The 18,987-nt window shown below is 61.2% G+C and carries 24 protein-coding genes; all 24 read right to left on the bottom strand.

Annotated elements, in window-relative coordinates; genetic code table 11:
- Positions 1-7 precede the first annotated feature (7 nt).
- On the bottom strand, positions 8-469 hold the full coding sequence (locus LOY31_RS05975) for a phage tail assembly chaperone (protein ID WP_221532895.1): 462 nt from the start codon (positions 467-469) through the stop codon (positions 8-10).
- Positions 470-477: 8 nt separating this feature from the next.
- The gene (locus tag LOY31_RS05970) at positions 478-1,098 is read right to left on the bottom strand and encodes a hypothetical protein (protein WP_258712972.1); all 621 of its coding nucleotides are present in this window, start codon (positions 1,096-1,098) and stop codon (positions 478-480) included.
- Positions 1,099-1,109: 11 nt separating this feature from the next.
- Complete coding sequence (locus LOY31_RS05965) at positions 1,110-1,709, bottom strand: YmfQ family protein (RefSeq protein WP_258712971.1); 600 nt, start codon at positions 1,707-1,709, stop codon at positions 1,110-1,112.
- Positions 1,697-2,740, bottom strand: a complete 1,044-nt coding sequence (locus LOY31_RS05960) for a baseplate J/gp47 family protein (protein ID WP_258712970.1) — start codon at positions 2,738-2,740, stop codon at positions 1,697-1,699. Before LOY31_RS05960 ends, LOY31_RS05965 begins: the two co-directional genes overlap by 13 nt.
- Positions 2,730-3,128: a phage GP46 family protein gene (locus LOY31_RS05955; RefSeq protein WP_007954906.1), complete on the bottom strand. Its 399-nt coding sequence runs from the start codon at positions 3,126-3,128 to the stop codon at positions 2,730-2,732. Before LOY31_RS05955 ends, LOY31_RS05960 begins: the two co-directional genes overlap by 11 nt.
- The gene (locus tag LOY31_RS05950) at positions 3,128-3,637 is read right to left on the bottom strand and encodes a phage baseplate assembly protein V (RefSeq protein WP_011332728.1); all 510 of its coding nucleotides are present in this window, start codon (positions 3,635-3,637) and stop codon (positions 3,128-3,130) included. The genes LOY31_RS05955 and LOY31_RS05950 overlap by 1 nt, the downstream gene beginning before the upstream one ends.
- Positions 3,638-3,664: 27 nt before the next feature.
- Positions 3,665-4,708, bottom strand: coding sequence for a phage baseplate assembly protein (locus tag LOY31_RS05945; RefSeq protein WP_258712969.1), 1,044 nt, complete (start codon positions 4,706-4,708; stop codon positions 3,665-3,667).
- 3 nt (positions 4,709-4,711) lie between these two features.
- A complete protein-coding gene (locus tag LOY31_RS05940; RefSeq protein WP_258712968.1) occupies positions 4,712-5,947 on the bottom strand; it encodes a DNA circularization protein in 1,236 nt (411 codons plus the stop codon).
- On the bottom strand, positions 5,934-7,952 hold the full coding sequence (locus tag LOY31_RS05935; protein WP_258712967.1) for a phage tail protein: 2,019 nt from the start codon (positions 7,950-7,952) through the stop codon (positions 5,934-5,936). The genes LOY31_RS05940 and LOY31_RS05935 overlap by 14 nt, the downstream gene beginning before the upstream one ends.
- Before the next feature lie 130 nt (positions 7,953-8,082).
- A complete protein-coding gene (locus tag LOY31_RS05930; RefSeq protein ID WP_003222226.1) occupies positions 8,083-8,379 on the bottom strand; it encodes a phage tail assembly protein in 297 nt (98 codons plus the stop codon).
- The gene (locus tag LOY31_RS05925; RefSeq protein ID WP_007908779.1) at positions 8,376-8,723 is read right to left on the bottom strand and encodes a phage tail tube protein; all 348 of its coding nucleotides are present in this window, start codon (positions 8,721-8,723) and stop codon (positions 8,376-8,378) included. Before LOY31_RS05925 ends, LOY31_RS05930 begins: the two co-directional genes overlap by 4 nt.
- Before the next feature lie 67 nt (positions 8,724-8,790).
- Entirely contained in the window at positions 8,791-10,287 is a 1,497-nt protein-coding gene (locus tag LOY31_RS05920) for a phage tail sheath subtilisin-like domain-containing protein (protein ID WP_258712966.1), read from the bottom strand.
- Positions 10,287-10,466, bottom strand: a complete 180-nt coding sequence (locus LOY31_RS05915; protein ID WP_007954893.1) for a DUF2635 domain-containing protein — start codon at positions 10,464-10,466, stop codon at positions 10,287-10,289. Before LOY31_RS05915 ends, LOY31_RS05920 begins: the two co-directional genes overlap by 1 nt.
- Positions 10,463-11,047 (bottom strand): hypothetical protein, encoded by a 585-nt coding sequence (locus LOY31_RS05910; RefSeq protein ID WP_258712965.1) that lies wholly within the window; start codon positions 11,045-11,047, stop codon positions 10,463-10,465. The genes LOY31_RS05915 and LOY31_RS05910 overlap by 4 nt, the downstream gene beginning before the upstream one ends.
- 61 nt (positions 11,048-11,108) lie before the next feature.
- Entirely contained in the window at positions 11,109-12,137 is a 1,029-nt protein-coding gene (locus LOY31_RS05905; RefSeq protein WP_258712964.1) for a phage late control D family protein, read from the bottom strand.
- 9 nt (positions 12,138-12,146) lie between these two features.
- Positions 12,147-12,359, bottom strand: coding sequence for a tail protein X (locus tag LOY31_RS05900; protein WP_085605268.1), 213 nt, complete (start codon positions 12,357-12,359; stop codon positions 12,147-12,149).
- Positions 12,352-12,735: a phage tail protein gene (locus LOY31_RS05895; RefSeq protein ID WP_258712963.1), complete on the bottom strand. Its 384-nt coding sequence runs from the start codon at positions 12,733-12,735 to the stop codon at positions 12,352-12,354. Before LOY31_RS05895 ends, LOY31_RS05900 begins: the two co-directional genes overlap by 8 nt.
- Positions 12,735-14,984, bottom strand: coding sequence for a phage tail tape measure protein (locus LOY31_RS05890; protein ID WP_221532901.1), 2,250 nt, complete (start codon positions 14,982-14,984; stop codon positions 12,735-12,737). The genes LOY31_RS05895 and LOY31_RS05890 overlap by 1 nt, the downstream gene beginning before the upstream one ends.
- 128 nt (positions 14,985-15,112) lie before the next feature.
- A complete protein-coding gene (locus LOY31_RS05885) occupies positions 15,113-15,694 on the bottom strand; it encodes a phage tail assembly protein (protein ID WP_221532902.1) in 582 nt (193 codons plus the stop codon).
- 98 nt (positions 15,695-15,792) lie between these two features.
- The gene (locus tag LOY31_RS05880; protein ID WP_007954868.1) at positions 15,793-16,299 is read right to left on the bottom strand and encodes a phage major tail tube protein; all 507 of its coding nucleotides are present in this window, start codon (positions 16,297-16,299) and stop codon (positions 15,793-15,795) included.
- The gene (locus tag LOY31_RS05875; protein ID WP_115076745.1) at positions 16,299-17,465 is read right to left on the bottom strand and encodes a phage tail protein; all 1,167 of its coding nucleotides are present in this window, start codon (positions 17,463-17,465) and stop codon (positions 16,299-16,301) included. The genes LOY31_RS05880 and LOY31_RS05875 overlap by 1 nt, the downstream gene beginning before the upstream one ends.
- A 2-nt stretch (positions 17,466-17,467) precedes the next feature.
- On the bottom strand, positions 17,468-17,653 hold the full coding sequence (locus LOY31_RS05870) for a hypothetical protein (RefSeq protein ID WP_039771239.1): 186 nt from the start codon (positions 17,651-17,653) through the stop codon (positions 17,468-17,470).
- Between the two features lie 101 nt (positions 17,654-17,754).
- Positions 17,755-18,300: a DUF4376 domain-containing protein gene (locus LOY31_RS05865; protein WP_221532903.1), complete on the bottom strand. Its 546-nt coding sequence runs from the start codon at positions 18,298-18,300 to the stop codon at positions 17,755-17,757.
- A gap of 9 nt (positions 18,301-18,309) precedes the next feature.
- The gene (locus tag LOY31_RS29445; RefSeq protein WP_408980472.1) at positions 18,310-18,900 is read right to left on the bottom strand and encodes a gp53-like domain-containing protein; all 591 of its coding nucleotides are present in this window, start codon (positions 18,898-18,900) and stop codon (positions 18,310-18,312) included.
- Positions 18,901-18,987: the final 87 nt, after the last annotated feature.

Genomic DNA, 18,987 nt, shown 5'->3' with positions numbered 1-18,987 from the left:
GTGCGCATCATTGCCGGACCGTCTTTCTGGCTCGGGTTTTCTTCACCGTTGTGTCGCCGATCACCGACCAGTCGGGCCGATTGGCAATGGCAGGGAATTGCGTGGAAGAAGGCCAATCGCGCAAATCGCGCCGGTACTGCTGCAACGTTGTGTAGTTCTCAGCCGACAGCGTGGTCTTTTCCATCGTCTCCAACTCGTCGCGATGGCGTGTGATCAATGGGTCTGTTTTGACCAATTGCGCATCGCGCCAATGGCGCTCGGCATTGGCTAAGTCTTCCGGCGTCATGGGAGCTGCATCGGCCAGAATCGGAAAGCCGTTCGCCCGACAGACGATCACTTGATTGCGCCTGCAGCCGTCCATCAGCTCGTCGCGATGCGCGGGCGATATTTCCACGGCGTCCTTGGGAATGGCCGTGTTGACCCGAGAATCGAAAAAGCCTTGAGTCGAAGGACTCCAGTAAATTTTCATAGCGAGACCTATCTGCCGATGGCGATGAATTGGGCACCCAGAAAAGCGCTGGAGCCTCTGGACGTAATGGCTGAAAGACCTTTGGGTGACGCCGCGAGATAACCAATGGAGCCGGAAGTCGGGGTGTATCCGTTAGAGACCGTCAGACCATAAAAGGCAGAGTTGAAGCTGACCGGCAGAGTGGTGGTGACATCAGTCGCTGCGCTGTTGACGTAGCCCCACTGAATGACCAGGCCGCCCATCCAGAACGGAAACGCGAAGTAACCACCCCACGTGCCATTGACCAGACTGAAACCCAGCTTCAGTTTTTTCGGGGTAACAGCCACCGAGTCATCCACACCGGCGGCGACCTGATCCTGCGTGGCGACCTTCATCACACCTGCATTGGTTTCTGCGGCCTGAACAGGCAATTTATCGCTGATACTTTTCGCGATCGCTTGCTGAAGCTGACTGTGATCCTGTTCGTCGGGCACGATGGCAGCCGCCTTGATCACATTGACGATTTCTTCCGTAACGCCGTTACCCCACGCAGCAGGAATCAATGACCCTGGTGTCCCGTTGATCGGGTTCTCATCGACAAATTTCCCATTCACCAGACCGGCGCTGGGCACACTCTTCGGATAATCCATTGCGTTATTCCCTAGTCATAGTTGATGTGCACCCTGGTATGCGCCGGCGCCGCCCGATGGATCAGGCATTCCAGCGCCGAGCCCGGATTCACGCCGAAGCGCTCGCCCCAGTAGCTCGCGCCATAACGCCGACCGAGCAACAGCCGGCCGCCGGTGTTGAGCGTCCACATGAACTGCGCTTCCCAAGTGCCCCAATGCGCTGCGCCGAAACGCGAACGCCCCATGCGCGGGGCTTCGAGTTCGGTGATGGTGGCGTTGGGATAACCCTGGCTTTTGGCGATTTCCAGGTAGTAGCCGACGGCCTGGCTGCCGACCGCCAGCAAGCGGCGGCGCACAGCGAGGCGACGGTCGTCGAACAGCGGTGTGGCGCCGAGGCACGGGTCGGGCAGGTTCATCACCTGTTCCCAGTCCGGCACCAGTTCGCTGACGCCAGCCGGGTCCATCTCGTTGAGCAGGTCGGCGGCGCGAGCGTCGAGGCGGGCGAGCTCGACGGCGACGCCTTCCAGCACTTCCTCAAGCTCCGGCACGCGCTCCGGATCCCATGCCGGACCGCTCGGCAGCAAGGCGCGCAATTGCGCCTGGTATTGCGCGGCGGTTCTTATGGCAGCCATACGCAACCCCCGAAGGTGAGCAGTTCGCTGTCACCGGCGGCCACGTTGGCCACGGGGGAGGAAAGGACATGATCGGTTTCACCCGCCGCGCTGCTGATCGCTTCGCGGATATGGCTGATCAACAGATCCTCGCCCAGGTCGGCTTCACGGTTGTGCAGATCGCGCAACTGGGTTTCGACGGCGGCGCGCACGGCGGTGGTGTCGGGGGTCAGCTTCACCTGATAGGTCACCGGCTTCTGCACCGGCGGACGTACATGGACTTCGGCGGTCACCGGGCGCAGCGGTTCGATGTAGGCCTGCACTTCGGCCAGTTGATCGGCATTCGGCACCGGTTGCGGATCGTCGTCGCGCATGATGTACACGCCGACGGTGCCCGGTCCGAGGAAGCCGCCACGGCACCACGCGCGGGTCACGCCCGGCACTTCCAGCGCCCAGGTTTCATAGTCGCTGGCGGAACCGCCGTGGGGGATCACGCGATAGGAACGGATCACCCGCGAGCGCAACGACTCCAGGCTTTCACGTGCCACGCCACCGTTCAGTCCGGGCGCCAGCACCACAAAACTGTTGCTGACCACACCGGCGATCGGCTGCACCGGCGTCAACGCCAGCCCGGCCTCGGCGTTACCCAGACTGCCGGCATCCAGCGCGGCGATGCTGGTGCTGTTGACGCCATTGACGGTGGTGCGCGCGGCAGTGACTTTGAACGTGCGGCCATCACTCGCCTGCAGCAACGTATCGGCGTCCAGCACCGCGCCCGCCGTCGCGTTGAAGCTGACGTTGCCGGTGGCGACCTGCGCCGGTTTGCGCGGCTGGTTCAGGCGCAGCGCGGCGATGCGTTCCAGGGTCGACTCGTCGGCGGTGTCGGGCAGGATCTGCTCGGCGATCCAGTCGAGGTAGCCATACAGGCCATAAGCGGCGCCGCCGAGTGTGCGGGCCAGGACTTGCGCATCGGACTGGCGCAGCGAATCGCCGGCCAGGTCGCTTTGGGTGCGCTTGATCAGCACCGGCAGCGAAGGGGTTTCAAACGGCATAGATCACCTGCCAACTGTTATCGGGGTTGATGTCCAGGCGTTCGCCGTCGGCCAGGGTCAGGACCGTGCGCAGGTTCAGGCGCTGGGCGTCGAGGCGTTCGCTGATGATGTCGATGGCACTGCAATGGCCGTCGTCGATCAGCCATTGCAAGGCTTCGCGGGCATAGAACTCGGCGTCCATCTGGGTCTGGCGGGTCAGCTTGACCCGGCGCAGCAGCCACAGCCGCGAGCCGATACGATCGTCGGCCACGGTGGGAAAGGTGTCGCCCCACCAGCCGAAACGCTCCTCGTCGTCGAGGGCATCGTCGTCGGCGGCGCGGCGCCAGGTGAACAGGCTGATCAGCACCGCACGGGTCAGCGCGGCGTGGAGGTTCTGACTGAAAAGCATCACTGACCTCCCGCCGGCGCGCCGGTCTGGCCACTGCCCGCCTGCACGCCAACGTGCACGTGCTTGATCTGGCTGATGCCACCGGCCACTTGATCGCCTTTGGAAACGATCTTGCCGGTCTGGTTGATCACCGGCGTCTCGAAGTTCACGGCGGTGCTGGCGCGAATGTTGAGCGTGGCGGTTTCGATGTCGATGATCCGCCCGCGCTTGAAGTGAATTTTGTCGCCCTCGTCGGTGTAGATCGCCACCTCGCCAGCCGCCAGCGATTGCAGGCGGTAACGGCGGTCGGCGACCACCAGAGCGATGGCGTGAGAACGGTCGCCGCCGAGAAACGTGACGACGCCTTCGGCACCGGCCAGCGGATGGCTGGTGAAACCGTAGGGTTCGAAGTGCTCCATGTCGTCGTTCACTTCACCGGCGGTGAGGCGCATTTGCAGCGATTGCAGCTTGGATGCCGAATTGGCGAGCACGACAGTGCCGCGCGCCAGCAGGCGTGTCAGTAGGCTCATAGGGTTTCCTTGGAGGGAGGTGCCGGCTCAGGCTTTTTTCGGTGGGGTCGGATTGGCGTCGAAGGTATGCGGCGGTGCCACTTGCAGCGTGGTCACCGAGCCTTGCGCCGACAGCGAATACGTCACTTTGGAAATCAGCATGTCGCCATCGAAACCGAGTACCGGATCCTTGACCTTCACCAGCGTGTTGTGCCGCCACAGATCGCCGTTGGACTGGCGCCAGCCCTGTACCTGATAAGTGGTGGTCAGCGCCCGGCCCATGCGCGTGGCGCTTTCCCACTGGGCCCGTTGCTGGGCCAGTTCGAACGTCAGTTGCGAGCCTTCGTTGATGATCGTCGTGCGACGACGCTTGAAGCTCAGGTCGGTCGCGCTGGATTCAACCTCGCTGACCGCTACCCCGCTCTTCTTGTCGTTGCCCTTTTGCTGGCCGATCACCCGGTATTCGGAGAACACCTGGCTGTGATCCATCGGCGCATTGGCCGACAGAATGTTCTTGCCCAGCTCCAGCGCATCGCTGGCGCGGCCGCCGCTGCCCGGTTTGGCGAGCACCAGCCGACCCTCGGCGTCATCGGTGGAAAACACCCGGTACAGCGAGAGCAGACGGTCGATCGACTGAAACACCGTTTCACCCGGAACGATGGTGTGTTTGCTCAGGCGTGCGGTCTCGGGAATCTCGTTGACCACAAACTGCGTGTATTCCCCGGCCAGGGCCTGGACGATGTTCAACAGCGGCTGCTCCTGCCATTGGCCGGGGATGTTTCGCGCCGCACAATCGACCAGATCCTGGGTCTTGGAACTGCCTTCGATGCTCAGGCTGATCTGCCGCCCGTCATAGCTGATCGGGGCCTTGAACACATAACCGGTGAGCACCAGATCCTTGCCGATCCGTACTTCGCACGGGTCGCCGGCCTTGATCCGCTGATCCACGGTCTGCCCCGGCCATTGCCAGGTGATGTCGAGCTTGAAGGTGCGGAACTGGCGCTCCAGGTCCGCGGTGATCTGCACGCTTTTCCAGCCGCCGTACTCCATGTTGTTGACGGTCAGCGTGACGCGGTTGTCCATCTCGCTCATGGCTCACTCCCTGGAAACTTTGACTTCGTTGGGTGGAAAGCTCGGATGAGACAGACCGTTGCGCTGAATAACCTCGGTCACCCGGGTGGCGTCGCCAAACTGCTTGTAGGCCACGACCACTGCCGGAAAGGTTTCCTGGAAAGTTTTGCTGACCAGTCGCACACCGGACGAAGCCACGGCCTTGAGGTGCGCGATCAGCGCCTCCTTCACATCGGCGATGGCTTGATAGTGCGCGGGGTCGGCCTTGTCCTGGGCCTTTTGCAGCGCTTCGTTCAACTCTTTTTGCAGCGCTTGCAGATCATCGGTGACCGGGACTTCCTGGCGCGTGACCGGCTGCTTCGACTGCTGATCCAGCGAAGGCGTCGAGTTGAGCTTCACCGGTGTCGACGCCACCGGCATTGAGGCCACCCATTGCGCCGCTTTGACGATCAGGGTGTCCTGCACCAGATTGGCCATCGCTTGCGCGGCGGCATTGGTGTCCTTGCCGGTGGTGATTTTCGGCGCATCGGCCTTGCGGATGGCTTCGATCTGTTGGGACACGTCGGCAATCACGCCACGGTAGCCCTCCTTCGCGAATGCCTTCAGCTCCTTGATATCGCCGAGCAACCCCTTGAACTCCGCCGCCACTTCCTTGGGCAGCTCCTTCACGGCCCTGACCAGCTCGGTGATCTGCTTGTACTGGGCGATCAGCGGCTTGAGCTGCTCCTTGATCACGTCGTACACGCCGGTGAGGCTGTTGCGCAGATTGGCGATGCCGATCCGCGCCGCCTTGATCAGGGTCATCGCCTGTTCGAAGCGCGCCACCGCCGAACCGAGCAGACCTTCGGCCTTGATCAGCAGGACTTTCTGCGTGCTGACCGTCGCCGTCGGAAACGGCAGCGGTCGGTCCGGGTAGAACTTCAGACTGAAGGTCACCATCCCGCCGTCCTGGCGGGTATGGGTCATGTCGCATTCGCCGACCTTGACCTGCAAGCGCCCCAGCCACGGATGCACCAGTTCGCCGCTGCCCTGCTCCAGGGCCTGGAGCAGCTTGTCGCGCTGCTCCAGGCAATCGGCACCGATGATGAACGCCGTCAGATCGTGGGTCTTGGCCTGCTGGCCGAGGTCCTCGAAAAACGGCAGGTCGCGTTGCGGGTATTCGTGTAACTGCCCCTTGCGACCGACCGGGGTTTTCGCCTGGTCGATCCAGAAACCGACACCGCGAAAGGATGCCGGCAACAAACGGTCACGCCAGTTCATTGGAACCTCCCATGGAGAGCGAGCGATAGCCGATGCGCGAACTGAGCGCCAGCCCCGGTTGATTGGTTTGCGGTTGATCGGTGCGCAGCCCCGCCGGCGCATTTTCGAAGCGGACCGTCAGGCCGCCTTCGAGTTGTGTGCGATTGTTGGCGGCGCTTTGCTGGATCAGGGCGCTGGAGGATTGCGGCAAAGAACCGCCCTGCAACGCACTGCCGCCCTCGGGTTTCGCACTGGCACCGAAAAATGCCGGCGCCAGTTCTCCCTTGCCTTCGGCATTGGTCTGGCGTTGCGCTTCGGTCAGGGTTTCGACCTTGCCGGTGACCTTGGCGATCAGCCCGGCGAAGCCACCGTCGAACAACTCCTTGATCGGCGCGATGACGGTTTGCAGCTTTTGCCACAACTCGCCGAACCACCCGACAATCGGCCCCCAGCTCTCGATGATCTGATCCAGGGGTTTCCATTCGAACAGGCCGTGCAAAAAATCCACGACCGGCGCGGACAGCGCCAGCACAACACCCCACAGCGCCGAGAAAACCTCACCGATCGGCTGCCAGTACTGCGCAATCTGCTCCAGCGGCGACCACTCGAACAGACCGGTGAAAAAGCCTTTGACCTGTTGCACTGACGTTTGCAGTGCCGTCCAGATCGGTTCGAAGAATCCGACGACACCACCCCAGGCGCTGGTGATCATTTCCATCGGGAAAAAATCGAACAGTGCCCGCAACGTATCCCGGGTGCTTTGCACGGCCGATTGCAGCGTCGTCCACACCGGCTGGAAGTACGCAACAACACCGCCCCAGGCGCTGGCGATCATCTGCATGGGAGAGAAGTCGAACAACGACACCAGAAAATCTTTAGCCGGTTGCGCGGCTTTTTGCAGGCCGCTGAACATCGGTTCGAAGAACCCGACAACACCGCCCCACGCACTGTTGATCATCTGCATCGGCGAGAAGTCGAACAACGACACCAGGAATTCTTTGGCCGTTTGCGCGGCTTTTCGCAGGCCGCTGAACATCGGTTCGAAGAACCGGACTACCCCGCCCCATGCACTGTTGATCATCTGCATCGGCGAGAAATCGAACAGGTTTCTGAGGAACGCCATCACCGGCACACTCAAGGCCTTTAGCAGTTCCCAGATCGCCGAAAACAGACCGGTCAACGGCCCCCAGTTTTCCAGGATCAGGCCTGCGGGCGACCACGAGAAAACCGACTTGAAGAAGTCGATCACCGGCGCAGTCACTGCCTTAACTTTGTCCCAGATTCCGGAGAAGAACCCCGTGACCGGTTCCCACAACGCCGCCAGTGCCTCCAGCGGCCGCCAGTCGAGCACCGAGCGCAACGTCGCCATTGCACTGGCCCCGGCGTTTTTCACGCCCTCCCACAATCCGGTGAAGAACGCGGAAATCGGTGTCCAGTTGGCCACGATCAAACCGGCCGCCACGGCAATGCCCATGGCGATCAGCATGATCGGGTTGGTCTTGAGCACCATGCTCATGACGTCCATCACCTGAGTCATACCGGTGACGGCGGTCTGCATGGCGGAAAACGCAATGGCCCCCGCCGCCAGCCCTTCGACCAGTTTCGGGTTGTCGGCCAGCAGGCTGCCGACCTGGGTCAGCATCGGCTCCAGCCCGACCACCAATGCGCCCACCGCCGGCACCAGTGCGGCGTCCACCGCAGCGGACACCTTCTCCATGGATGCGCTGAACACATTCATGTTCTGCGCGGCGGCTTTCGGTGTTTCCGGCAGGTCGACGGTTTTCGCCGCCTCGCTGACCTCGGCAAGCTTGCCCTGAAACGCCGCAGCCGATTTGATGCCGTCCACGAACGGCGTAATCACGCTGCCGCCCTTGAACAGACCGCTGATGTCGAGTTTGCCGAGGCCGGTCTGTTCGAGGTTTTTCTTGAAGTCATCGACCTTCACTCGCAGGGCGCCGAGTTTGGGTGACAGTTCGTCGATGCCGGTAAGCAGCACCGACGCTTTAGCTTTGGTTTCTTCTGCCATCACTGCACCTGCTGCATCGCATTGATCCGTTGCGCGTGCTCCAGCGATTCGCGAAGCACATCCAGTGGCCTGGCCATCATCTGTTCGGGGTCAACCTTCCAGAACCAGGCCAGGTCATAGGCGACCGAAATCAGGTCGGTGATGGCTCCGACGCCGCACTCATGAAAAAACTCGCAACGGCCCAGCTCAGCGCGTTGAGGTCAGCCAGATCCAGCTGGTTGACCGACGACGGCGGAATGCCGGCGCACACGGCGATGTATTTGGCCGCCACGTCCATGTCGAGGCTGACCTCTTCGCTCTTGTCGATCTTGTACGGCAGCGCCTTGATCGCTCGCACCTCCTGCACCGTCGGACGGCGCAGGACGAGTTCGGTCAGGGGCTCGCCGTGAGCTTCGATCGCAACCTGAAGCTTCACGGCGCCGCTCATTGCCAGGTCCCCTTGATGCCTTCGAATTTCAGTTCGATGGTGGCGTCATCGCCTTTGGAGACGGGTTCTTCGACCAGGTAGGCACCGGCCAGTACGTAGACTTTGCCGTTGCTGAATTCGCAGGTGACGGTGATGTCGGTGCCTTCGATCAGCTTCTTCAGCGGGAAGTCGGCGGTGTGCAGCGCGGTCACCTTGAACGATGGCGCGATGTCGGTTTCCTTGTAGAAACCCGGCACGACGGTTTCGCGTTTGACGGCCATCAGCGGGGCTTCGCAGCCGCCATTGATAGTCAGTTGTGCACCGTCGACCTTGACGTAGCAGGTGCCTGCAATCAGTTGACCCATGGTGTTACTCCCTTCAAATAAAAAGCCCACGCAAGGTGGGCTGAAATCACAGTGTCAAACGAGCCGATCAGGCGACGTCGTCGTACTGCAGACGGAACTGGTTGAGCAGTGCGAACACGCGCAGACCGTTGATGTAATCCGGCGGGAACAGCACGTTCACGCGGCTCGGGTCCTGCACGTCGCGCTCGACGATCAGGTGCTCGGCGAACAGCTCGGCGTTTTCCACGTGGCCTTCGAGTTCGAGCTTGGCGTACTGGGCGATCAGCTCGCCGCGAATGGTCGCCGGGGTGACAATCGGCTGGCCGGCGCCGAAACGGGTGCCGTCGGAGGCCAGTTTGTGGCGACCGTATTTGCTGGTGATCACGCTTTGCAGGCGACGCACGATGAACGCCGACTGGTGCATGGTTTCGCTGTCCAGGTACGAGTTGTCGGCCTGGCCGTAAGCGTTCTTCTGGTAGGTGGTGATCGAGCGCTGGATGCGCACGTAGCCGCCTTCGTAGTACGCGGTGGCGATGCCGTAGTTGAGCAGCGACTGACGCTCGGTCAGGGTGAAACGCTCGCTCGCCGGAGCCGGATCGACGCCTGGCAGGCTGCCGCTCTGGGTCGGACGGCTGGCGTCGGCGGAGATGAACACCGAAGTGCGCGCAGCCAGTGCGGCAGCTTGTACCCACACCGGTTGCGGAACGCCCGGTTCCAGCGCCTGAATGGTCATGTGCTGGTCGTTGCGAGCCTGACCGGCTGCCACCAGAGTGCCGACGGTGCCGCGCTTGGCGCTGTAGACGTGACCGAACAGTTGCTTGGCCCACGACCAGCGACCGGTGCTGTCGTCCATCACCGCTTGCCAGGTGTTGAGGGTGGCCAGGTCGGACCATGGCAGCGCGATGAATTCGAATGGCTCGTCGCCCAATGCCGCAACCGCTTCAACCTGGTCAGGCACACCGACGCCGCCGGTCATGACGGTGATGGCGGTGGTCAGGCCAGCCGGGGTTTCTTCGCCGTTGCTCTTGCCCAGGCGATTGAATTGCAGGCTGATGTCGTTGCCGCTCTCGCCGGTCCATTTGGCGTTCAGAGTGACGACGCCTTCGGCGGCGGCTGCGCTCACCGGCAGATCGGCGGTGGCGTTGATTTTCTGTGCCAGGGCGGTAGCCGCCTGGGCAGCGGTGGCACCGTTGACCACGGTGGCCTGGACGCGGACGCCGCCGACATACAGGTTGAGCACGCCCGCCTGAGTCGCGGTGCCGGTCAGAGTCAGCACGCCTTTGGCGATGGCGCCGGTGGCGTTGTGCAGCGGCAGGCACCAGATCTCACCGATCGGGTCGGCCTTGCGGAAGGTCTCGTACATCGAAGCGAGCATCGAACCCTGGCCGCCAATGCTCTTGGCCAGCGCCACGCTGGAGACCAGCACCAGTTTGCCGACTTCAGTCGGAGCGATGTTGTCGTTGACCTGCGCCACGATCAGGCGGCGCATGGACGAGGACGCGCTATTGGCGGCCGAGTTGTCCATTTCGGCATAGAACAGCGGTACACGAATGTCCGCAGGGATGTTGCTGAATCCGATCGCCATTATTTGGCTCCCTTTTGTTTAGCTGTTGCGGTTTTGAGGGTGATATCGCCGTCGGCCAGACGCCGGCGCCACCAGGCGCTGTCCAGCACTTCACGGCCTTCCAGTGGCAGCAGATCGCCTGCTTCCGGGTCCGGCACAGCACGGCCGGCGGCCGGCACTACGGTGATGCGGTTGCTCATGGGGTTACGTCTCCAGAGAAAGTCATTTCCACGCGCCCGTCAGGGCCCGGGCGTTTCAGGTTGGGGTCGGCCGGGTCGATCGCATCGACCCGCACGGTGGCCCCGGTAAAGGACGACAAACCGTCCAGTTCACGTTCGTGCCAACTCTCCGCAGGCTGACTTGGCAGATTGCGGCCGAGCTGGAACTCGGCAAAAAAGCGCAGCCGGTAGAACGCGCGGCTGCTGTTGATCGAGACCGTTTCGCCGCCGTCATAAACGATGGCGCTGTAGTCGTTCGCGGGTTTGAAACCCACCAGCGCGCGCCACAGTTCGGCGCGCAGGTCGTGCAACAGATCCAGCGCTTTTGTGGCGTCCGTGGCATTCAGTGCCAGGATGATTTCGAAGCGGTCGCGGATCTGTTGGCTGGGGGAGTTCTGTGCAGTGCTGACGCTGGCCACGTCGGCCAGCGGTAAAACATGGGCCGAGGGCATCGGCAGATTCGGGTCGCCTTGCAGCAGCGCCAGGTCGACACCTGTCGCGATATGGCCGGCAAGGCTTGGGCATTGCGCACGCAGCTGCGTGAGGATCGGGGAGATCTTCATGGGGAGCGTTCCAGGATGTGTGAGTGGCCACAGTGATGCGTGTGGCGGTGAGACCGGGGGATCAGTCCTTGGTTTTTGCCTCGGGATCCCGGCCGGTGGCTTCGATCAGGCAGCGATAGCTTTCTTCGGGTTTGCCGCTGGCAGTGACCTTCTCGATCGACCAGCGACCGCGCATGAAGTCGGGCCAGGTGTCATCGAGCACCAGCAGGCCTTCGGCAACCAGTAGCGGATCACCCGGGCAGGTGACTTTCAGCGTGTATTTCTCGCGCAGCATCTTGCGCACTTCGGCTTCGCCGATGGCCTTGGCTTCTTCCACACTGGCCTGTTTCTGACGAATGACCTTGTAGGGCGCCGAGCCGGTTTTCACTTCCACTTGTTTGCCGGCATTGGCGTCCCAACAGCAGACTTTGCAACCCTGATTCTGGGTGCGGGCGGTCTCTTCCAGCGTGGCGCTGATGAAGGCGTGATCGCCCGGCCGATTGTTGTGGGTCACCGACAGCATGACGTTGGGTATCACCTGGCCCGACAGGTTTTTGAGCTGCGCCGGTTTCGCCAGTACGTAGAGGTCGTTGAACGGCTTGGCCACCGCGTCGTACTTTTTCGCCAGGCGCGTGATGAAGCCCATGTCGGTTTCGTTCGACTGGTCGACATGAGCAATCCTGATCAGCGCCAGTTCGGGATCCACCCGTGGCGAGAAACCGTGCGGCTCAACCAGTTTGCGAAACAGCCCGCCAAGCGTCGTGGGGCCATGACTGGCCGTGCGCCGTTCCTTGAATCCGGTTTCGTCCTTGCCGCTGAAAGGCGCGGCGGTCGCTACCAGCGTCAGACGCAGCGGGAACAGCGTCGGTGTCAGTCGAGTGATCTTGAACTGGCCCTTTTCGACCAGCCCGGTCTCCAGATACCCCACCTGCAGGCCGATGGTTCCGCCCAGGCTCGGCAAGCCTTCAAGGCCTTCCAGGTCGAGCACCAGCGTCAGTTGATCGGACTCCATGCCGGCGGCATCGATGTGTTCCCAACTGATCAGGCGCTGGTTCAGCAGGTCCTTGTGGGCGCCGTAGATTTCGATCGCCGGCGTAAATCCCTGTGCCATGCAGCCTCCTTAATCCCAGGCCAGAACCGGTTTGATTGCGGCCGGTCTGCTGTCGAGCTCCGGCAGCGTCACCCAGACACCTGCCGGCAGGATCGGGCCGTGCTCGGCCAGGGTCGGGTTGAGTGTCCAGAGGGCTTCCTCGGCGCTGTCATCGCTGCGACCGGTTTCGCGGTACAGCAAAAGATTCACCGAATCACCGGCCACGCTTCGTACCTTACGCATTGTTGAACTCCGCCAATCCGATGACCCACTTGATCACCATCGCGGTGCCGTCATCGATGACCTCGCTCTGGTTTTCGTCGATGCTGTTGATCCGCCACAAACCCCAGTTGCGACCGATGCCGTCAATCAACGGCAACGGTGCACGCAGCGCTTGCAGCGCACGCAGCTCATCGAGCCGCTCCATCCCCACGGCGTACATCGAGGTGCCGGAGATGGTCAGGGTTTCAGGCTTCTGTCCTGTCTGATGGGATCTGGGTTTGCTGTTGAGGATCTGCAACTCGGTCCAGCCACCCTCGGATTTTCGCGACAGCGTGCTGTACGCAAAATCCCGGGACAGGCCGAAGATGAAACTGCCCAATGCCATTTGTTGTTTCATCAGGCGACTCCATCGGTCAGGGCTGCATCACGGCGAGTGGCGAGGGCATTGGTAGCCACACCCGGGACAAATTGAGAATTGAAGTGCGACTCCAGTACCTGCGAAAGCATCGTGCCGACTTTCTCGGAACTAACCAGTTCGCTGCCGCTGACATGAACTGAAGGGGCGTAGGTGAATAGCGGAGTCGGCGTTGGTGTTTGCATTTGCGCCGCGGACAGGTCCTTGGCGATTTCAGCTGGCGGAGCGAGCTTGTCCTTTTCTGATTCGGGGGCAAGTTTTTCGCCTAGCCACGAACCACCTACGCTGCCCGCGGTGCTGCCGATGATGCCGCCCACCAAGCCACCGATCGCGGTGCCGATAATGGGAACGAAGCTGCCGATCATCGCGCCCGCCACGGCGCCGGCATAGCCGCCCGCCAGGCTTCCGCCCGCCGAGCCGATTGCTCCGCCGACCGCTTTGTTGTCGCCATCCTGTATGCCTTTGAGCACGTCGGGAGCCGCGGTGACCAGCGTCAAAAGCGCATTGGACTTGGTAAATCCTTTGGCTGCGCTGTTCGCGTCTTTAAAGCGACTGCCCCATGTCTGAGGCGACGCATCCACATTCGCAGCCAACTTCACATCCGCCTTCGCACCGGACTTTGCCTTCCCTCCCTTCTTCGACTTTTTCGTCTTTTGCTCAGGCGAATTGGCAGAGGCGTTATCAGTAGATCCAGCAGCAACAGGTTTGCCGTCGGGTCCAACGCCGGCTGCACGATCCACCACATCGATGATGGGACCCGCCCCCGCCGTCACCAGAAGCTTCGTTGCTGCATTACGCATGGCCGAAGCCATCGCAACCTTGATTTGCGCCCCCCGGGAAACAGCGATCACCCCAACCAGTGCGAGCAGGGCTGCCGTGGCCTTTGGTTGCTCTTCGGCAAAGCTGCTTATTCCACCGGCTACAACGTCCAGACCGACCACCACACCATCAAACAGATTGGTCAGTGAGCCACCCAGAGCCGTGGTCAATCGGGTCACAGTCCCGTCGAGCGCATTCCATCGCCCTTGTGAAGTCTCACCCAGCTCCGTGGCCGTTTTGGCCACAGAACCGACGTACCCTGGTTTCGATTCCGACTTCGGGTCCTGGCCAGGAACCAGAGAAAACGCCTTCTGCACGTCCTCAGGCTTGTTCAGCAATTTAACGATCGCATCATCGTTACCGAAGAGAGCCTTCGTCAGTGACGCCCGCTCTTTCTCGTCTGATTTGCCCTTGAGCGCTTCCAATAACTGATTGATAGTCGCCGGGGCGTCCGTGCGCATTCCGCTGGCCACGGTCTCTGGTGTCAGGCCTTCAACGCCCAACTGTGCCCAGGCAGCGCGCTGCTCTTGTGTCGCAGCCTCACCCTTGGTCAGTACCGATGTGAACGAATTCAACGCGGCGCCGGCATTGGCCTTGTCCACGCCACTGTTGAGAAACGCGGCCGCCAATGCGGCGACCTCTTCCGGCTTGAGCCCTGTGGCGATTGCTTTCTCGCCTGAGCTCTGCACGACAGAGCCGATGTCGGCGGCTTTGGCATCCAGCCCGCTGTGTCCCAGAAAGTTGGTCGCATCGGCCAACCGCTGGCTTTGCGTGCGATCAAGTTTCATCGCCGACTGCCACGCCAGCATCATTTCGCTAGCCGTTTTTACATCAACACCGAATGCCGAGGCGTTGATGGCGGCGTCGCGAGCAAATCCGGTCAGAGCGTCGGCTTTCGCCTTGCCTTCAAGACCTTCGCCAACACCGGACCTGGCCGCTGCCAGTTGAACCTTCAGCAGATCCACAGCAGTCGCCCCGCTCGGAGCGACCTGCTTGTCACTGGTCATCTTCTGGGTGTCTTGTGACAGCGCCCGAAGTTGATCCTTGTCCAGCTTCACGATCTGATTGAGTTCAAGCAGTGCCATTTGGTTGGCCATTGAGGCCTGCATGAACTTGAGCGGTGAACGTTGCTCTACCTCTGCCTTGAGTTTGGACTTCGGCTCGCTCGTCGCAGGTGCTGCAGTGCCAGCCTTGAATAACGACTGTTGGGCGGCCAGCACTTCTCGAAGCTTGACCTGTTCCTGGGTCAGCAAACGGATATCGGCACTGGCCATGGCCAGTGCCAGGCTCAAATCCACCAGCGGTGTGCCGAGGCTTTCGGGTGCTATCGATCCACCCGTCAGGCTGACGTTGCCCAACGCCATGCTTCCATTCTCGCCGGCGAGCATCGGCGCATACTTGGTATCTGCCATGCCGCTCTACTCCTTTTTCACGCCAAGGCGAGTGATCGCTATGTCGTAGCGGCGCAACGCCTTTTCGGCGTCCCACTCCAGAATTTCCGCCTCACTTACCGGGTAAATGAGCGGCACGATATCGAGGATTACTTCGATGTCGCGTTCTGAAAGAAGGCCGCCGGCTGGTTTAAAAAATCGTCGATGCGCACCTGCAATTGCGTCCAGTCCGGCACGCTCAACAGGGCCAGATCGGGGATCATCAGGCCGGTGCAATGGGCGGTGATGAACTCGGCGCGTTCCTTGGCCGTTTTCAGTTTCTTCATCACTTTGGTGGCCCGCAGCGCCGGCATTTCCAGGCTCAGCGAAGTCACGGTGCGGCCGGTGACGGCGAGCGGCAACAGCAGTTGCACCTGATCGGGATCATCGGACTGTTCCGCGTCTTCGACCTGGTCGAGAAAGAACGACGCCGGACGGGTCGAGACTTCGTGCACGTACTGCGCGATGGTCACGTAGTCCGGACGCTTGAGCTGATCGAGTTCCTTGACCGACAAGCCGGTGGCCAGCAGCGCCAGTTCGAAGAACTGGTCGTCTTCATCGTCGCCTGCGCGTTCCAGCGCCTCTTTCTGGGCGGCGTAGAACAGCGGCTTGAGCTGGATCGATTCGATCTGCGAGCCGTCGTCGCCGGTAATCGGCGACAACAGGTCATGCTTGGGTGGCATCCACGACATGTATGAATTCCTTGGTGATTCTTGAGGGGTGTTGCAGTCCCTTGTGGGAGCGGGGTCTGCCCGCTCCCACAGGGTTTGTGATTGCCTTTGGCCGAGGCTTACGGCATCAGCACCGCACGACGGGCATCACCGAGGATGTCGACGCCGTTGAGCACGAACTTCTGGGTGCGCACGTCGATGTCGATCACCGGCACGCCGTTTTCAAGGCGGTTGTAGGTGCGGCAGGAGAGCTCCAGGTTGGTCTTGGGTTTTTCACCCATCTTCACCGCGGTTTCCTCCAGGGATTTCAGCTTGCCGCCGACGGTGTGGTAGGTGAACCAGGTGTTGCCATCCTGATCCTGACCGCCTTCACGCACGTTCAGCAGGATGTCGTCGCCCAGCTTCACACCCAGTGCGAGCATGACTTCGGTGCCCATGCCTTGCAGGGTCAACTTGGCATTGAGCGCTTTGCCGCCCTTGGCCATTTCTTCGACGATGAAACGGCCGCCACGCATCTCTTCCACATCGAATTCGATCTTCGGCGGAGTGAATTCCTCAACGGTCGCCGACAACGGCAGGCCTTGCAGGGTGGCCGCGATGGCCTGTCTTACGCGGTTGGTAAACATTAGAGAACGTCCTCCAGGAACTGCTCGATGATTTCATCGCGGGCGTTGAGTTGATAAACCATGTGTTCGTTCGGCGCGTAGCGGCCGTAGTCGATGACCACGTACCAGGTGCCGTTCTTGTACTTCTCGACGCTGTTGAGTTCCGGGTGCAGATACACGCTGCCGCCGGGAATGGTTTCGTCGGCGACCAGGGTTTGCAGCCAGTCGTTGATACGTTTGACTTCCTGATCCATGAACGACTTGGTCAGGTTCTTCGCCATGGCTTTCTGGCCGGCCTTCACCAGCTTGCGGCTGATGGCGTCTTCCAGACCGACGTAGCTGATGAACTTGCCGGTGATCGAGCGGTTGCCCAGCAGCGAGAAGCCGCCAAGGATGGTGCGGGCGTAGTAGCTGACGCCGTAGCGGTTGAGCAGATCGCCTTCGGTGGAGGTGTCGAGGATGTTGTACTCAACGACCCGCGACACGTCTTCGGCATAGGTCACCTGGTTGCCCGGGCTTTCCCATTGCTTGACCTTGGCCAGCGCGGCAATCGCCAGACTGGATGGCGCGAGGAACACGTTTTTCTTAGCGGCTTTCGAGTACACGGCCGGCATGTTGTGCACCACCAGGCAACGGTCGAAACCGAGGTCAGCGCCGCCCAGTTCCTGGCTGTACAGCACCTGATCGGCGACCGAGACGTCCTTGCCGTCCAGCACCACACGGGCCTTGATGCGCTTGCCGAACGAGGCGAACTCGCTGGCCACCGCCTTGGTGCCGGTGAAGCCCGGCGCGCCGATGATGGTCAGGTCTTCCGGGACGCTGCCCAGTGCCGCCAGACCGAGCTTGCGGCCGGTCACTGGCTCGACGCCGCCGATCACTGCGTTGACGGTGTCGGTCGGGGTTGCGCCCGCTTCGACGATCACCACGTACACCGGCACCTTGACCACTTTGAGGATCTGGTAAACGGCGTGGTACAGGGTGCCCTCTTCGGAACCGGTCGGATCGAGCAGCGCGTGGGTGGTAAAGCTGTTGATGCGAAACGGTGCGTTGCGCGGAATCAGCGGATCGGCCTTCGGCGCGGTGCCGACCAGACCGATGACGTTGTCGCCCAGGCCACCCATGGCCTCGGGGGATTCGGTGGCATTGACGGTAATGCCGTTGTGCTCGAAGTTCAGAACCTCAGCCATAGTCAGTCAGCCTTCTTGGCAGCGGCCTTCACGGCCTTGGTGGTAGGTGTTTTCAGCTCCAGTCGACCGGCGCTGTGCAGCGCACTGGCCTCGACGTCGAGCAGATCGAGTTCCTGGCCGACGCTCGACCAGTGCCCACCGCCGGTGGGGAATGGAACGAGCACGGTGTAGGTTTGGCGGGTTGCCATTTTTCGTTTCTCCATAAACGGGAAAGCCCCTCAAAGGGAGGGGCTTGGCGGGTGTTGAATGTGTTGGGCGGACAATAAAACGCCCCGGGGTGCGGGGCGTTTTATTGAGGCTCGGTGGTCGGTGAAACTGGCATGGAATCGGGCCAGCCTTCCTTGAGCATTTCATCGGAGTACGTGCCGTCCTCGATTGCCTGGAGCAATTCCAGTTCGCGGTCGAAACAAGCCTGCACGTGCGCCCTGACAGCTTTGGCAATCGCGAGAATCTGCTGCGCGCCGATCTCGATGAAACCCTCGAGCGTTTTGAAGTTGCAGCGGTAATCAGGATCGAGGATCGCCGAGATGCCAGCGCCATAGATCATCCCCGCGCTGTCACGGGAGGTTGCAACAGTTAGACCTTCCACAGAAACGACCGCGTCCTCCCGCTCATAGCGCTCGTCGGCGACCCGTTGCGCATAATCAGGAGTCACTTGCGGGAAAGGCGTTTTGACAATTTCATCGCCTACTCGACGCCAGATGCCGTCGGCTTCCTGGGTCAACCTGATAAACAACTTGTCATCGACTTTGACTGCCGAAGCGGGGATCGGGTGAACCCCTTCAATCAGGCAGGTTTGCAAGTTCGAATTCTCGTCAAACAGTGCGTATTTCATGATCTCTCCTTAACTGCCCACCGCGACCCAATGAAAGACCGTGACCCCGGGAAAGGTATGTTTTCCATAAAACGAGGTGAGACTTGACACACCGACATCCACATACCCGTTCACTGCCGACCCTGGTGTGTAGTTCAACGTCGCGTTCAGGCTGTACATGCCATTTGGAAAAGCGATCGGGAAGGCAGTGGCGATGTCCGTACCGCCATTTCCGGAGACCCTGCCCCACTGAATGATCAATCCACCGAGCCAGGACGGGAAAACGATGTAACCGTTGATGGCCTTGAGGATCTGGAATCCCCAACGAAGTTTTTTCGGCGTCACGATTGTCGTGTCGTCGGCCCCGGTGTCGGTCAACTCCTGGGTTGCAACCTTCGCCGTTCCTTGCTTGATTTCGGTCGCTTGCTGGGCCAGAGGAGCCAGCGCTGCGACGTCAATGCTTCCCTGATTGACCGGTGCGTTCCAGGCTTTGATGCACCACATGACGGCTAGGTTGCGTGGGCGCACGGTTTTCCAGTACGAGCCGGTATTGAGTGCAGTGACACCGGTGGACGTGTAGTAGATGTCACCTTTGAAACCAGGCGCCGGATCGGCATCGATCGCTTCGGAGTTGCCAATGCCCTGAACGGCGGGCGCCTCGGCATTGTCACCCTGGATCTTCGTACCGGCCTGGTAGCTGCCGACAGT

The organism is Pseudomonas sp. B21-021 (genome assembly GCF_024749205.1).
GTDB lineage: Bacteria > Pseudomonadota > Gammaproteobacteria > Pseudomonadales > Pseudomonadaceae > Aquipseudomonas > Aquipseudomonas paraglycinae.
The sequence above is the reverse complement of the archived record's forward strand: the minus strand, read 5'-3'. Positions and strand labels throughout refer to the sequence as shown.

What these genes read in the sequence shown, in the direction of transcription:
- LOY31_RS05935 (WP_258712967.1), bottom strand. Translation starts at nt 7,952, where the DNA reads ATGGCAGAAGAAACCAAAGCTAAAGCGTCGGTGCTGCTTACCGGCATC.
- LOY31_RS05960 (WP_258712970.1), bottom strand. Translation starts at nt 2,740, where the DNA reads ATGCCGTTTGAAACCCCTTCGCTGCCGGTGCTGATCAAGCGCACCCAA.
- LOY31_RS05880 (WP_007954868.1), bottom strand. Translation starts at nt 16,299, where the DNA reads ATGTTTACCAACCGCGTAAGACAGGCCATCGCGGCCACCCTGCAAGGC.
- LOY31_RS05875 (WP_115076745.1), bottom strand. Translation starts at nt 17,465, where the DNA reads ATGGCTGAGGTTCTGAACTTCGAGCACAACGGCATTACCGTCAATGCC.
- LOY31_RS05955 (WP_007954906.1), bottom strand. Translation starts at nt 3,128, where the DNA reads ATGCTTTTCAGTCAGAACCTCCACGCCGCGCTGACCCGTGCGGTGCTG.
- LOY31_RS05940 (WP_258712968.1), bottom strand. Translation starts at nt 5,947, where the DNA reads ATGAACTGGCGTGACCGTTTGTTGCCGGCATCCTTTCGCGGTGTCGGT.
- LOY31_RS05900 (WP_085605268.1), bottom strand. Translation starts at nt 12,359, where the DNA reads ATGCGTAAGGTACGAAGCGTGGCCGGTGATTCGGTGAATCTTTTGCTG.
- LOY31_RS05915 (WP_007954893.1), bottom strand. Translation starts at nt 10,466, where the DNA reads ATGAGCAACCGCATCACCGTAGTGCCGGCCGCCGGCCGTGCTGTGCCG.
- LOY31_RS05920 (WP_258712966.1), bottom strand. Translation starts at nt 10,287, where the DNA reads ATGGCGATCGGATTCAGCAACATCCCTGCGGACATTCGTGTACCGCTG.
- LOY31_RS05970 (WP_258712972.1), bottom strand. Translation starts at nt 1,098, where the DNA reads ATGGATTATCCGAAGAGTGTGCCCAGCGCCGGTCTGGTGAATGGGAAA.
- LOY31_RS05925 (WP_007908779.1), bottom strand. Translation starts at nt 8,723, where the DNA reads ATGGGTCAACTGATTGCAGGCACCTGCTACGTCAAGGTCGACGGTGCA.
- LOY31_RS05950 (WP_011332728.1), bottom strand. Translation starts at nt 3,637, where the DNA reads ATGAGCCTACTGACACGCCTGCTGGCGCGCGGCACTGTCGTGCTCGCC.
- LOY31_RS05910 (WP_258712965.1), bottom strand. Translation starts at nt 11,047, where the DNA reads ATGAAGATCTCCCCGATCCTCACGCAGCTGCGTGCGCAATGCCCAAGC.
- LOY31_RS05895 (WP_258712963.1), bottom strand. Translation starts at nt 12,735, where the DNA reads ATGAAACAACAAATGGCATTGGGCAGTTTCATCTTCGGCCTGTCCCGG.
- LOY31_RS05945 (WP_258712969.1), bottom strand. Translation starts at nt 4,708, where the DNA reads ATGAGCGAGATGGACAACCGCGTCACGCTGACCGTCAACAACATGGAG.
- LOY31_RS05965 (WP_258712971.1), bottom strand. Translation starts at nt 1,709, where the DNA reads ATGGCTGCCATAAGAACCGCCGCGCAATACCAGGCGCAATTGCGCGCC.
- LOY31_RS05905 (WP_258712964.1), bottom strand. Translation starts at nt 12,137, where the DNA reads ATGGCACAGGGATTTACGCCGGCGATCGAAATCTACGGCGCCCACAAG.
- LOY31_RS05975 (WP_221532895.1), bottom strand. Translation starts at nt 469, where the DNA reads ATGAAAATTTACTGGAGTCCTTCGACTCAAGGCTTTTTCGATTCTCGG.
- LOY31_RS05890 (WP_221532901.1), bottom strand. Translation starts at nt 14,984, where the DNA reads ATGGCAGATACCAAGTATGCGCCGATGCTCGCCGGCGAGAATGGAAGC.
- LOY31_RS05870 (WP_039771239.1), bottom strand. Translation starts at nt 17,653, where the DNA reads ATGGCAACCCGCCAAACCTACACCGTGCTCGTTCCATTCCCCACCGGC.
- LOY31_RS05930 (WP_003222226.1), bottom strand. Translation starts at nt 8,379, where the DNA reads ATGAGCGGCGCCGTGAAGCTTCAGGTTGCGATCGAAGCTCACGGCGAG.
- LOY31_RS05865 (WP_221532903.1), bottom strand. Translation starts at nt 18,300, where the DNA reads ATGAAATACGCACTGTTTGACGAGAATTCGAACTTGCAAACCTGCCTG.
- LOY31_RS05885 (WP_221532902.1), bottom strand. Translation starts at nt 15,694, where the DNA reads ATGTCGTGGATGCCACCCAAGCATGACCTGTTGTCGCCGATTACCGGC.